The organism is Flexivirga sp. B27 (genome assembly GCF_052905685.1).
In genome coordinates, this window is sequence record NZ_JBPYUM010000004.1 from 1 (window position 1) to 12,978 (window position 12,978).

General features: G+C 67.5%; 11 protein-coding genes. 5 read left to right on the plus strand and 6 right to left on the minus strand.

The features are described 5' to 3' along the window. The first annotated feature begins 221 nt into the window (after positions 1-221). Entirely contained in the window at positions 222-1,433 is a 1,212-nt protein-coding gene (fdhA, locus tag ACSZL9_RS15300; protein WP_446666377.1) for a formaldehyde dehydrogenase, glutathione-independent, read from the plus strand. 16 nt (positions 1,434-1,449) lie between these two features. On the opposite strand, the gene ACSZL9_RS15305 is transcribed toward fdhA, so the two are convergent. Continuing rightward, complete coding sequence (locus tag ACSZL9_RS15305; RefSeq protein WP_446666378.1) at positions 1,450-2,412, minus strand: LysR family transcriptional regulator; 963 nt, start codon at positions 2,410-2,412, stop codon at positions 1,450-1,452. A 72-nt stretch (positions 2,413-2,484) separates the two neighbouring features. On the opposite strand from ACSZL9_RS15305, the gene ACSZL9_RS15310 reads away from it, so the two are divergent. The 3 genes from ACSZL9_RS15310 to ACSZL9_RS15320 are packed head-to-tail and all read left to right on the plus strand — an operon-like array spanning position 2,485 to position 6,880. Continuing rightward, positions 2,485-4,524 (plus strand): oxidoreductase, encoded by a 2,040-nt coding sequence (locus ACSZL9_RS15310; RefSeq protein ID WP_446666379.1) that lies wholly within the window; start codon positions 2,485-2,487, stop codon positions 4,522-4,524. A 26-nt stretch (positions 4,525-4,550) separates the two neighbouring features. Beyond that, positions 4,551-5,822, plus strand: coding sequence for an aromatic ring-hydroxylating oxygenase subunit alpha (locus tag ACSZL9_RS15315; RefSeq protein ID WP_446666380.1), 1,272 nt, complete (start codon positions 4,551-4,553; stop codon positions 5,820-5,822). Next, positions 5,819-6,880, plus strand: a complete 1,062-nt coding sequence (locus tag ACSZL9_RS15320; RefSeq protein ID WP_446666381.1) for an FAD-binding oxidoreductase — start codon at positions 5,819-5,821, stop codon at positions 6,878-6,880. The genes ACSZL9_RS15315 and ACSZL9_RS15320 overlap by 4 nt, the downstream gene beginning before the upstream one ends. 19 nt (positions 6,881-6,899) lie before the next feature. On the opposite strand, the gene ACSZL9_RS15325 is transcribed toward ACSZL9_RS15320, so the two are convergent. Both ACSZL9_RS15325 and ACSZL9_RS15330 read right to left on the minus strand, forming a co-directional pair. Beyond that, positions 6,900-8,534 (minus strand): beta-N-acetylhexosaminidase, encoded by a 1,635-nt coding sequence (locus ACSZL9_RS15325; protein WP_446666382.1) that lies wholly within the window; start codon positions 8,532-8,534, stop codon positions 6,900-6,902. A 31-nt stretch (positions 8,535-8,565) separates the two neighbouring features. Next, positions 8,566-9,591: a hypothetical protein gene (locus tag ACSZL9_RS15330; protein ID WP_446666383.1), complete on the minus strand. Its 1,026-nt coding sequence runs from the start codon at positions 9,589-9,591 to the stop codon at positions 8,566-8,568. Positions 9,592-9,803: 212 nt separating this feature from the next. On the opposite strand from ACSZL9_RS15330, the gene ACSZL9_RS15335 reads away from it, so the two are divergent. Next, positions 9,804-10,724 (plus strand): NAD-dependent epimerase/dehydratase family protein, encoded by a 921-nt coding sequence (locus ACSZL9_RS15335; RefSeq protein ID WP_446666384.1) that lies wholly within the window; start codon positions 9,804-9,806, stop codon positions 10,722-10,724. Between the two features lie 5 nt (positions 10,725-10,729). On the opposite strand, the gene ACSZL9_RS15340 is transcribed toward ACSZL9_RS15335, so the two are convergent. Genes ACSZL9_RS15340 through ACSZL9_RS15350 form a run of 3 tightly spaced genes read right to left on the minus strand, consistent with a single transcriptional unit; the run spans position 10,730 to position 12,938 of the window. Then, positions 10,730-11,320 carry a TetR/AcrR family transcriptional regulator gene (locus tag ACSZL9_RS15340; RefSeq protein WP_446666385.1) on the minus strand — a complete coding sequence of 197 codons (591 nt, stop codon included), beginning with the start codon at positions 11,318-11,320 and terminating at the stop codon, positions 10,730-10,732. A 56-nt stretch (positions 11,321-11,376) separates the two neighbouring features. Then, positions 11,377-11,934 carry a PhzF family phenazine biosynthesis protein gene (locus ACSZL9_RS15345; RefSeq protein ID WP_446666386.1) on the minus strand — a complete coding sequence of 186 codons (558 nt, stop codon included), beginning with the start codon at positions 11,932-11,934 and terminating at the stop codon, positions 11,377-11,379. Between the two features lie 47 nt (positions 11,935-11,981). Next, a complete protein-coding gene (locus ACSZL9_RS15350) occupies positions 11,982-12,938 on the minus strand; it encodes a hypothetical protein (protein ID WP_446666387.1) in 957 nt (318 codons plus the stop codon). Positions 12,939-12,978: the final 40 nt, after the last annotated feature.

Genomic DNA, 12,978 nt, shown 5'->3' on the forward strand with positions numbered 1-12,978 from the left:
GCCTGCCCGCCGAATCGTAGTGCAGTGCAGGCGGTTTCGGACGGTTCTGATCACTGCTTCATGTCGTTGGGGCGCCGACCTCCTGGCCTGCGACCAGCTGCTCGTAGTCGTCCTTCGCACCGAATCTGCCGACCGCTGACTGCCTCACATCTTCCGGGGCTAGCTTGGAGTGATCCAGCTCACGACACATTGCCGTGATCGATCGAGATTGGAGTCTCCTCATGGCCGGAAACCGAGTCGTCGTCTACAAGGGTGCGGGCGAAGTCGCCGTCGAGTCGATCGACTACCCGAAACTCGAACTCCCCGAGGACGTTTCGTCGGGACTGAAGCTGAAGAAGAAGGCGCCGCACGCCGCGATTCTGAAGCTGGTCACGACCAACATCTGCGGCAGCGACCAGCACATGGTCCGCGGCCGGACAACCGCCCCGGTCGGGCAGACCCTGGGCCACGAGATCACCGGTGAGGTCGTCGAGACCGGTGACGACGTGCTCTTCGTCAAGGAAGGTGACATCTGCTCCGTGCCGTTCAACATCGCCTGCGGGCGGTGCCGGATGTGCAACGAGGGCAAGACCGGAATCTGCTTGAACGTCAATCCTGCTCGCGCCGGCGCGGCATACGGGTATGTCGACATGGGTGGCTGGATCGGCGGCCAGGCGGAATACGTCATGGTGCCGTATGCCGACTTCAACCTGCTGAAGTTCCCCGACCGCGATCAGGCCTTGGAGAAGATCCTCGACCTGACGATGCTGTCCGACATCTTCCCGACCGGCTACCACGGCGCCTACACGGCGGGCGTGACCACCGGCTCCACGGTGTATGTCGCGGGCGCCGGCCCGGTCGGGCTGGCGGCAGCTCACGCCGCGCAGGTGCTCGGGGCATCCGTCGTGATCGTCGGCGACATGAACACCGACCGACTCAAGCAGGCACGTAGCTTCGGCTGCGAGACCATCGACCTGTCGACCGATGCGACGATCGAGGACCAGCTCGAGCAGATCGTCGGTGAACCCGAGGTCGATGCGGCGATCGACGCCGTCGGCTTCGAAGCCCGCGGTCACGGATCCGGTGCGGACGAGGCTCCTGCAACGGTGCTCAACGACATCATGAGCATCTCGCGCGCAGGTGCGTCGCTCGGCATACCGGGGCTCTACGTCACCGGTGACCCGGGCGCCGTCGACGAGAACGCCAAGATCGGCCAGCTCGGCGTCCGCCTCGGACTCGGCTGGGCCAAGTCGCACTCCTTCACCACGGGTCAGTGCCCGGTGAAGAAGTACAACCGGCAGCTGATGAATCTCATCCTGGCCGACAAGGCGCAGATCGCGAAGGCGGTGAACGCCACGAAGATCACCCTCGACGAAGCGCCGCAGGGCTACGCCGACTTCGACAAGGGCGCCGCCAAGAAGTACGTCATCGACCCGCACGGCATGGTCGCCTGACGCGGTCGCAGCGGCATCACTCTGCGGGGTGCTGCCGCTGCTGCCCGGGCGGGTCTTCGCACGACCCGAGCGACTCCATGCTCCGGCTGGCGGTGGAGCGCAGGGCTTCCAGGGTCGTCGCGATCTCCGGGTACTGCGCACTGCCGCGACGCACACTGGTGAGGATGTGCCGCGACGGGCTCGGGTCGCCGTGCAGTTGCACTCGCGCCACGGCATACCCGGCAGGAAGCCGTGCCAGTCGGGGGATCATCGCGATGCCGAGCCCGGCGGCGACGAGCGCGGCCGCCGTCTCCCACTCCGTCGCCCGGTGCGCGATGGCCGGGGTGAAACCGGCGTCGTTGCAGGCGCTGATCACCAGCTGGTGATAGGGCCGACCGGGCCGGTCCAGGATCCACGGCTCGGCCGCGGTCTGGTCGAGCCGGACCGAGGTCTCGTGCGCCAGCGGATGGTCGGTCGGGAGCAGCACGTCGAGCGGGTCATCGAGCAACGGCTCCTGGTCGAACCGCGGATCCACACTCGGCGGCAACGCCGACGTCGCCACCACGACCGCTACGTCGGCATGGTCGGCCAGCAACAGGTCGAAGCACTCCTCCGGATCCGCTTCGATGATCTGCACCACGGTCTCCGGGTGAGTGGTGCGCAGCTGCTGGGCGACCGGCGGCAGCAGCGTCGCTGCCGCCGTCGAGAAGCCGCACAGCCGCAGCGTGCCCAGGCCGCGACCGCTGGCGGTGGCGAGCTCGGCCTTCATCTCCTCCCAGCGGGCATACAGCTCGTCCGCATGCGCGAGCAGCGTCCTGGCTGCGGGAGTGAGTCGAACCCCGCGCCCCTCCTGCACGAGCAAGGTCACGTCGAGTTCCCTTGCGAGAGAGCGCAATTGGTGAGAGACCGCGGACGGCGTGTAGTTGAGCGCTCGCGCAGCGGCCGTGACCGTGCCGTGTGAGGCCACCATGCGAAGCACATGGAGCCGAGGATCGATCATGCAATCAGTTTGCACGTTATCGTGCAGGTTCGTTTGCTTTTCTTCAGCAGTGACCCGTCCCACACTGGCGGTGTGCGAACCTTCGATCCACTCCTGGAGCCCTTCACACTCCGGGACCTCACTCTCCGCAACCGGGTGGTCAGCACGTCCCACGAGCCGGCATACGGCGAGGGTGGGATGCCGACGGATCGCTACCGCGCCTACCACGTCGAAAAGGCCCGCGGCGGAGTCGGTTTGACGATGATCGGTGGGTCGGCGGTCGTCGCACCGGACAGCCCGCCGTCGTTCGGGAACCTCCTGCTCTACCGCGACGAGATCGTGCCCTGGCTCCAGCGCCTCTCCGACGAGGTGCACGACGAGGGCGCCGCGGTGATGTGCCAGGTCACCCACCTCGGCCGCCGCACCAGCAACTACACCGGCGACTGGCTGCCGGTCGTCTACCCGTCCCGCAGCCGCGAGTCACAGCATCGTGCGTTCCCGAAAGTCGCCGAGGACTGGGACCTGGCACGGATCGTCAGCGCGTATGCCGATGGCGCCCGCCGCTGTCAGGCCGGCGGGCTGGACGGCATCGAGATCGAGGCCTACTCCCACCTGTTCGACAGCTTCCTGTCGCCGGTCACCAACGACCGTGACGACGCCTTCGGTGGCGACCCTGAACGCCGAATGACGTTCCCCCGACGGGTGATTCAAGCGATTCGTGCGGCTGTCGGACCGGACTTCATCATCGGTGTCCGGATGGCGATGGACGAGGACGACCCCGACGGGTTGCACGCCGAGGACACGGTGGCGGCACTGCGCACCCTCGTGGCCGACGGTGTTGACTTCCTCAGCGTCATCAAGGGACGCCTGGACAGCGATGCCGCGCTGGCCAGGACCATTCCGTCGATGGGCACGCCGTCCGCGCCCTTCCTGGAGTTCGCGGGTGAGATCCGGCGCGCGATCGACATACCGGTGATGCACGCGGCGCGGATCTCCGACGTCGCGACGGCGCGGCACGCCATACGGGACGGCCTGCTGGACCTGGTCGGTATGACGCGGCCGCAACTCGCCGATCCCTATCTCGTCGCGAAGATCCGGTCGGGCGACGAGGACCGCATCCGGCCGTGCGTCGGAGCCAGCTACTGCCTCGACTCGCTCTACGCATCCGGCGACGCGAAGTGCATCCACAATCCGGCGACCGGACGCGAGCTGACGATGTCGCACGTCATCGCGCCCAGCGCGAAGTCACGCAACGCTGTCGTGATCGGCGCCGGCCCGGCCGGCCTCGAAGCCGCTCGTGTCCTCGGCGAGCGCGGCCACCGGGTCGTCGTGTTCGAGGCCGCCGACCGCCCCGGGGGCCAAATACTGCTCGCTGCCGCCTCGCCGCGACGGCGAGACCTGACCGGCATCATCGACTGGCGGGTCGCCGAGGCCAAGCACGCCGACGTCGAATTCCGTTACGGCGTCTACGCGGAGGCCGAGCAGGTGCTCGCCGAGGACCCGGATCTGGTGCTGGTCGCCACCGGCGGCATGCCGGACCGGTCGTTCCTGACCGAGGGACAGGACCTGGTGCTGGACACCTGGGACGTGATGAGCGGCGCAGAACGACCGAACGGCACCGTGCTCGTGTATGACGACAACGGCGCCGAGCCGGCCATGGACGCCGCCGAGCTGCTGGCGTCGCACGGCGCCGCGGTCGAGATCGTCACTCCGGAGCGGACCCTGGCCATCGAGGTCGGCAGCATGAACTCGCCGGCGTACCTGTCCGCGTTCGCGGCACACGACGTGCGCACCACCTTGGGCTACCGGCTGCGGGCAGTCCGACGGGGACCGGAGGGACGCCGAATCGCTGTGCTGCACAGCGATTACACCGACGCCGACGTGGAGCGGGAGGTCGACGCCGTGGTCGTGGAGCACGGGACCAGCCCGAACGATGAGCTCTACTTCGACCTGGTCTCCTCGTCCACGAACCTCGGCGAGGTCGACCAGCAGGCCCTGCTCGAAGTCCGGCCTCAGGCGCTGACCACGAACCACGACGGGCGGTTCCAGTTGTTCCGGATCGGGGACGCTGTCGCCAGCCGCAACATCCACGCCGCCATCTACGACGCACTCCGCCTCTGCCAACCGATTTGAGCCACCTTCTCCCCGAGGATGCATCGATGACCACGATCGCCGAAAATCCCACCAGCACAGCAGATCTCGCCGGTCTGCTCGCTCAGCACCGTGCCGGACGTGCGCTCGAGGCGCCGTTCTACGTCAGCCAGGAAGTCTTCGACGCCGACATCTCCGGGGTCTTCGCCAAGTGCTGGATCTTCGTCGCCACCGAGGCGGAGGTCCGTGAGCCGGGAGACTTCATCACCTTGGACATCGGCCCCTACTCGATCATCGTGGTGCGCAGCGACGACGGGTCAATACGTGCGCTGCACAACGTGTGCCGCCACCGCGGGTCGCGGGTCCTGACGGAGTCGCGCGGCTCCGTGGGCAACATCGTGTGCGGCTATCACCAGTGGACCTACGACACCGACGGCAAGCTGCTGCACGCCGGCAGCCAGGCACCCAATTTCGACCCGAAGTGCTTCGGACTCAAACGGATTCATGCACGCTCGGTCGGTGGGCTGATCTTCATCTGCCTGGCCGAGAATCCGCCGGAGGACTTCGAGGACATGGCGTCGCGGGTGGCGCCATACATCACCCCGCACCAGCTGGAGCGAACCAAGGTGGCGGCCCAAGAGGACATCGTCGAGACCGGCAACTGGAAGCTGGTCATGGAGAACAACCGGGAGTGCTACCACTGCGAGAACGGCCACCCGGAGCTCGTCTGCACCTTCTTCCCCACCTGGGGTTACACGGATCTCGACCAGATTCCCGAGCGTCTGCTGCCCGCGCATGCGCGCTACCTGCGGTCGCAGGCCGAGCTGGAGCGCGCCTGTCAGGAGCGCGACATGCCCCATGCGCTGATCGAGGAGATCAGCGGACGGGTGTCCGCATTCCGCATTCAGCGCGAGCCGCTCGACGGTGCGGGCGAGTCGTACACCCGCGACGGATCTGCCGCGAGTCAGAAGCTGCTGGCCGACTTCGACACTCCGCGGCTGGGGCGGATGTCCCTTCACCACCAACCGAATTCGTGGTTCCACCTGCTCGCCGACCACGCGGTGACCTTCACCGTCCTCCCGCTCGCCGCCGACCGCACGCTGGTGCGGACGACCTGGCTGGTGCACGAGGACGCCGTCGAAGGAGTCGACTACGACCTGGCCACGCTCACCGACGTCTGGCACCACACCAACGAGCAGGACGGGACGTTCGTCGGCCGCGCGCAGGCCGGAGTCACCAGTCCGGCATACGAGCCGGGTCCCTATGCGCCCAACGAATACCAGGTGGCCGGTTTCATCACCTGGTACCTGGAACGTATGACGGAGGAGCTGACGCGATGACCGACATGCTGATCCGGCCGGTCACTGAGGCGACACGGACCGATCAACTCGACGAAGCCTTGACCTGTGTCGATGTGCTCGACGTGACACACGACGTGAAGACGTTCCTGCTCGCGCCGCAGAGCCCATCTCCCATGTATGACGCGGGCCAATACCTCACACTGACAATGGATATCGCCGGAGAGACGCTGCAGCGTTGTTACACGATCAGCTCCGCACCGACGACTCCCGGACCGCTCGCGATCACCGTCAAGCGGGTGCCCGGCGGACCGGTCTCGAACTGGCTGCACGACGAGTTCGGGCCCGGCGACACCATCTGGGCGACCGGTCCGCACGGCGAGTTCAGCCACGTCCGCCATCCGTCCGGCAAGTACCTCTTCCTGTCGGCGGGCAGCGGCATCACCCCGGTCATGTCGATGACGCGCACCCTGCGGAACGACCCGTATGCGGATGTGGTGTTCGTGCACAGTGCACGCACGCCGGACGACATCATCTTCCGTGCCGAGCTGAACACGATCGCCGCCGCCGGGGATGCCTCCGTCACGGTGATCTGCGAGGCAGACTCGCCGACCGAGACGTGGCAGGGGCCGACGGGTCGCCTCGGACTGCGTAACCTGCTCTCGGTGCCCGACCTGCACGCGCGGGAGGTGTTCACGTGCGGTCCGGCCGGGTACATGAAGGCGGCGCGCCAGCTCCTCGAGCTCGCCGGCATCGATCAATCTCGTTGCCACGAAGAGCTTTTCGATCTCGCGGCGCGCGGGGCGGCGGTGACCGGGGAGACTGAGCTGTCGGACACCCGCTACGTCGTGGAGCTGCGCCGCAGCGGCCGCAGCGTCGATTGCGCCGCCAACGAGACACTGCTGCAGGCCGCCCACCGCGCCGGGCTCACCCCGCCGAGCATGTGCGCCGAAGGCATGTGTGGCACGTGTCGGACCACCCTGCTCGCCGGAGACGTGGACATGCAGCACCAGGGCGGCATACGTCAGCGGGAGATCGATCAGGGGCAGATCCTGATGTGCTGCTCGAAGCCCACGGGTGACGTCGTGATCGACGGGTGAGCAGACCACATCGCCGACCTCACTCGTCGGGCTCGGCGATGGACGCGACCAGGTCGGCAAGGTGCGCGGCACGCTCGGCGTCGCTCTGCGCCCTCCCCGGGACCCCAGGGCGACGTTGCCATGGGTGCGGGCCGTCAGATTGCCGGTATTCGACGCCGAATTCGTCGAGCCGGCACAGGTGCTCATCCAGTCGCCGGCTGAAGTTGGCGAAGTCCCCGCCCGGCCCGCTCCACAGCACCTCGGCGAGCGCGGCCACCCGCGGATACGCGAAGTAGTCGATGACTCGTGCGGAGTCGATGTGCTCGGTCCAGATGTTGCCCTGGCCGCCGAGCACGTGCGCTGCCTGCTCGGGCGTCGCGTCGTCCGGAATCGGTCGCAGGCCGTAGACCCGCTCCACGTCGTTGACCGTGCCGACCGGGATCGGCTCGTCCGGGTCGTCGGACTGTCGGTAGTCCAGATAGACCGGCGAGTCGGGGCACGCCACGACGTCGAGACCACGGCGGATCGCGGTGCGCGCGCCCGTCATACCTCGCCACGAGGCGACCAGCGTGCCATCGGGGACGTCGCCTTCGAGCAGCTCGTCCCAGCCGAAAGCCTTTCTGCCGCAGGCGGATAGGTGATCGACCAGACGCCCCATGAACCATGCCTGAGCCTGTTCCTCGTCGGCCAGGCCGCGCTCACGCATCAGCTGCTGGGTGCGCTCGTCCTGCTCCCACGGACCCTTCGGGCACTCGTCGCCGCCGACACCGATGTAGGTGCCCGGGAAGAGCTCGAGCAGCTCGTCGAGCACGTTGCAGAAGAAGGTGACGGTGTCCTCCTCCAGGTTGAGGATCTCGGTGCTGATGCCCCACCGCGTCCACACCTGCGCCTGCCGCTCCGGGTCGAGGCCCAGCTGCGGGTATGCCGTGATCGCAGCCTGACTGTGCCCCGGCAGGTCGATCTCGGGGACGATCGTGATGCCGCGCTCCTCGGCATAGGCGACGATCTCGCGGATGTCGTCCTGCGTGTAGAACCCACCGTGCGGACGACCGTCCGCGACGGCATCCGGGCCTGCGCCGACGGTGCTCTCGGCGCGCCAGGAAGCGATCTCGGTCAGCCGCGGGTAGCGCAGGATCTGCACCCGCCAGCCCTGGTCGTCGGTCAGGTGCCAGTGCAAGGTGTTCAGCCGGTGCATCGCCGCGAGATCGATGAAGCGCAGCACGTCCTGCTTGGGCAGGAAGTGCCGGGCGACATCGAGCATCACTGCGCGCCATACGAATTCCGGCTCGTCCTCGATCTCCACCTGCTCGATCTGCCAGTCGACTCCACGCACCGTCGCTCGGCGCTGGACCTGCGGCGGCAGCAACTGCAGCAGCGTCTGTATGGCGTGCAAGGCCCCTCTTGGGCCGGCCGCTTCGATGCGGACCTGGGAGTCGTCGACCGTGAGGCGATATCCCTCAGTGGCAAGGCCTTTCACCTCCGTCAGCCGGATCGTCGCCGCTGTCGCATCGACCGCAGTGGGCAACTCGAAACCGGTGCTGTCCTGCAGCCGGCGACGCAGCTGCCGCAGCGCCGGCCACAGACTCCGGTCCGCAGCAACGCTGGCCTCACCGGTCAGCGCGAGCGTGCCGTTGCCGGTGACAAGATGACGAGGGCGCGGGATAACGGAGGTCACAACCCACCACCCTGGCACGGATCCGCCCGGCTCAGTAGCTCGGCAACATCGCCTTCGCCAGTGCGACGAGCTTGGCCTTCGTCACGTGCTCGCCGGTGCCGTCCACCGTGACCTCGGACTTCTTGGTCGCGACGTGGAGCTCGCCGTTCGGGAAGTAGACCGCCGCCTCACCGAGACCCTTGATCTTCTCCGACTTCGGGACACGCCCCGCTTCGTCCTTGATCGCCTTCGCTGCGTCGTCCATCGGCATGCCGTAGATGCTTGCCGAAGCCTGATGGACCGCCCAGCCACAGATCACCGAGCCGTTCGTGTCGTCCCGCCGGATCGTGGCCGGACCACCGATCGCCGAAGCTGCCGCTGCGTTGCCCTTGGCACACTCGGACTTGCCGAGCAGTGCCGGCCACGGCTTGACCGAGGACGCCTGGGGCACAGCGAGTTTCAGCAGCGCGACGATCTGCTCGCGCGTCGTCTCCGTGTTGCCGACGGCCTCGACGAGACGGTTGCCGACCAGGACGTAGCCGGAGACCTTGTCCGCCATGCCCTTGTGGCTGCCGATCTTGATCGCCTTGTCTGTCTCGTTGTCCTTGAGGTCGAGGCGCAACTGCTCGTCCCACTCGGCCTCGGTCCACGTGTCGGCCGAGATGCCGTAGCTCGCGTGGCCGCTGTACTGCGTCTCACCCTGCAACGCGTATTGGCAGGAGTCGAAGGTCACGTAGCCCACGTCCGAGGTGACCACCTTCGTCTGGGGCACGACGACCTCGGCTTTGACCACCTTCGCGACCTTGTTGACGTCGATCCTGCTGCACAGACTGTGCGACCACTTGAACGAGTCGCTCACCATGGTGGCCGTCGCGGTCGGTGTCGGTGAGGTCGACGAAGTCGATGGTGTCGGCGACCCGGCGTTGGTGTGGATGGCACGGGTCGTCGAGTGCGTGCTCACAGCCGGGCTGCCCGACGTGTGCGTGGGTGTGGACACCGCCACTCCGCCACTCGAGCCGCAGGCCGCCAGGCCCGAAACCGCCACTGCCGCAACCGCAATCGTCATCGTGCGCTTCATCAACTCTCCCCTTCTGTCCGCGATCAACGCGGATCGTGATGGCTCCTCCGGGGCGTCAGTAGAGCACAGTCCGCGCTTCACCCGACGAGCGCTGTCCACAGGCAACGTGACGCAGCCGACACCATCGAGGCAAGTAATCACTTGCCACCGGCAGAGCGCGAATCTACGCTCGAAGGCAAGTAATCACTTTCCTAACGATACGGAGGATGACAATGCGAGTTCTTCTGGCGGGAGCGACCGGCGCGATCGGACGCCCCCTGACAACGGCACTACAGCAGTCCGGCCACGACGTGGTGGCCATCACCCGCCACCTCGCACGGGCCGCCAACCTGAGGGAGCGCGGCATCAGCACGATCGTTGCCGACGCACTCGATCGCGACGCACTGCTACGCGCGGCTCAAGGCGTCCAGGTCGACGCGGTGATCCACGAGCTGACCGCGCTGCGCAAACCGCCGGCGAAGCACAGCGGCATGACGCAGACCAACACGCTGCGGACGACCGGCACCCGCAACCTGCTGGAGCTCGCAATTGCCAGCGGTGCCAAGCGTTTCGTGACCCAGAGCATCGTCTTCGGCTACGGCTACTTCGACCACGGGACGGAGCCCGTCACTGAGGACGCGCCCTTCGGCGAACGCGTGCACGGTCCGACCGATCCGCACGTCCATGCGATGGGCCTCAACGAACGCCTGACGCTGGACAACCCGGATCTGGACGGCATCGCGCTGCGCTACGGGCTCTTCTACGGCGGAGCCGACATGGCGGGGCTGCTCCGCGATCGGAAGGTCCCCGTGCCACGCCACGGCGGTGGCGAACTGGGCTGGGTGCACCTCGACGATGCCACTTCCGCAACTGTCGCGGCACTCGAAAATGGTTCTGCCGGCTCGGCATACAACATCGTCGACGACGACCCGGCATCCTGGCGCACGGTCATGATGCGACTGGCGAGGACGTATGGCGCACCACCGCCGCGCGCCCTGCCGACGTGGGCGTTCCGCCTGGCAGCGCCGTACGTGCGGTCAATGCTGGACACGTCGCTGCGTGCGTCGACCGCCAAGGCTCGCCTCGAGTTGGGCTGGTCGCCCGCTCACACCTCAACGCGTCCGGAGACCGACGTCACCGCACCCTGTGGATGACCGCGCTACGCCGGTGACTGACCCGTGATCGCCGAAACCGTCAGGGACACAATGGCTTTCACGAAGCGTTCGCGTGACACGCCCGACGGATGAGCACCGAAGGTGTCCTCCAACAGCCAGTAGTGCGCAGTCGCGCCCTGCAGCACGGTCGCGAGCGCCTCCCAGTCGTTGTCGCCGCGGTCACCGGCAATGGTCGCGAGCAGCGCAGCCAGGTCTCGGGTGATCCTCGCAATCTCTTGATCACCGAATCGCGCTAGCAACTCTGGGAATTCGGCCAGTCCACGGAAGAGGATCCGGTTGAGGTCGCGGTCCTCCTCCATGCGCGCGAGTCCAGCCCGCGCAACGCCGTCGAGCGCGGCAGCGGGTTCGGTCGGTCGCTGCTCGAGCGCGGCGAGCGTGCTGCCTCGGGACGAGAGCAACTGGTCCAGGCCGACGCTGAGCAGCTGCTCCTTGGACTTGAAATGCTTGTAGAGACTGCCGGATCCGGGTGCCAGTCCGGCGGCCCGCTCGATCTGGGCGACTGATGTCGCGGCATACCCGCGCTCGCCGAAGAGGCGCATGCCTTCGGCGAGTATTCGTTCGCGTCTCGTCGTCACGGATCGACTGTAGCAAGTGCCCACTTGCGTGGTCGGTAGCTCGCTCGGCGGGTGTGTCAGGCGTCGGAATAGTCTGCGCGCTCGACGAATTCGACGCGTCCGCCGATCGCGACCGTGCCGTCCGGCGCAGGTTCGACGACGATGCGCGACGCAACACCCTGGTGGATCGTGAGCGGCCGCCGCAGCAGTGCCCCGAGTCGGATGGCGGCAGAACCGGTCGCCTCGTCCTCGTCGATCCCCATCCGGGTGGGGAAGACGCGCACTCGCACGTCACCGGCGGTTTCGTCCCCCCACGACCAGACCTGCAGAACCTTGTCCCGCCCGGCACCAGGGTGTGCGTCGACATCCGTCGGTGCGGCCAGCTGATGCATGTCGAACTCGGGCGCCCACTCCGGGCGCGCCCGGATCCAGGTGTCGTCGCCGTCGACCCACGTCGGCACCTCTCCGGCGGGCGGCCGGAGCACCGGCACCTCGACGCCCTCCCTGCGCAGCAGCCAGGAGGTGCCGACCAGCGGGTGCCCGGCCAGCGGCAACTCGACGGCAGGAGTGTGGATCCAGAGCTCGCCGCGGTCGGCCGCGGCGACGAAGACCTTCAGCACCTGAAGTTGCGTCATACCGTCATCGCTCCCTGATAGCTCCCTGATCGCCCACTGCAGCCAACCTACGGCAGCCGGGACGTCGTGGCTTCCAGACGGAGCATCCCGGCGATCGCGCCACCGAGCGCGCACAGCAAGCTGAGGACGCACAGCAGCGCCGCACCCGGCCCGTAGATCGGGTCGTCGTCCGGCCCGGCCACGACCAGGTCGGTGACCAGTGACAATGACTCGGCGAAGACGACGCCGCTGCCGATCCACGCTGCTGCCAACAGTTTTCGGCTCTGCGGGCGCCCGCGCCAGAATTGCGTGTATGCCGCCACCCCGACCATCGCGAGCAGCGCGAACGTCAGCTGGGCGACGCGTTGAGTGGTCGTGGGGTCCAGGTAGAGGCCGCCGCCGGCGATCGCGTCATACATGTGCTGCGCGGCGAAGACGGTCGCGCCGACCACAAAGCCGCCCTCGAGGATGCGGCGCGTCCGGTGCGGGCCGGCGGTCCCGATCGCAGCCTGGCGCGCAGCGAACAGCGCAGGCCACCGGTCACGCGCATAGAGCGCGAAGGCCGGGATGAGCAACCCGGCCTGCACCAGGAATCCGCTGTAGACGACCACGAAGACCCATGCGTTCAGGCCGCCGTCGTCCCTAAATGCGTCGCCGCCGGACAGCAGTTGGGCGGGCAGGCCGAGCACGAGCCCGCCACAGAGTGGCGTCAAGAGCCCGGTCGCGACCCAGGTCGGCAGGCCCACGAGCAGTGCCGGAATCCGCCGCCCGACCGGATGCACGAAGAGCACGGCCAGACCCGCCGCGCAGAGGTCCATGAACGCGGTGGCGATGTTCGCGGGGCGGGTGTCGTCGAGGAAGGTCGATCCGTTGACACCCAGTCCGATCCCGAGGATCCACAACACCTTCAGGGTCAGGTATGGCGCGCAGGCCGCGACCGTGACGATGCACAGTTTCCGGCGCGCCGGCGACGGGCCGACGTTCGGTGCCGCCGGAACGACGGGTCGTTCGATGATTTCAGTCATGCCGCACATGCTCTGCGCCACGGACCGTCACGACCTCCCC

Bases quoted from the DNA above. Each gene is read 5' to 3' on its own strand.
- fdhA (WP_446666377.1), top strand. From the start codon at position 222: ATGGCCGGAAACCGAGTCGTCGTCTACAAGGGTGCGGGCGAAGTCGCC.
- ACSZL9_RS15305 (WP_446666378.1), bottom strand. From the start codon at position 2,412: ATGATCGATCCTCGGCTCCATGTGCTTCGCATGGTGGCCTCACACGGC.
- ACSZL9_RS15315 (WP_446666380.1), top strand. From the start codon at position 4,551: ATGACCACGATCGCCGAAAATCCCACCAGCACAGCAGATCTCGCCGGT.
- ACSZL9_RS15320 (WP_446666381.1), top strand. From the start codon at position 5,819: ATGACCGACATGCTGATCCGGCCGGTCACTGAGGCGACACGGACCGAT.
- ACSZL9_RS15330 (WP_446666383.1), bottom strand. From the start codon at position 9,591: ATGAAGCGCACGATGACGATTGCGGTTGCGGCAGTGGCGGTTTCGGGC.
- ACSZL9_RS15335 (WP_446666384.1), top strand. From the start codon at position 9,804: ATGCGAGTTCTTCTGGCGGGAGCGACCGGCGCGATCGGACGCCCCCTG.
- ACSZL9_RS15345 (WP_446666386.1), bottom strand. From the start codon at position 11,934: ATGACGCAACTTCAGGTGCTGAAGGTCTTCGTCGCCGCGGCCGACCGC.
- ACSZL9_RS15350 (WP_446666387.1), bottom strand. From the start codon at position 12,938: ATGACTGAAATCATCGAACGACCCGTCGTTCCGGCGGCACCGAACGTC.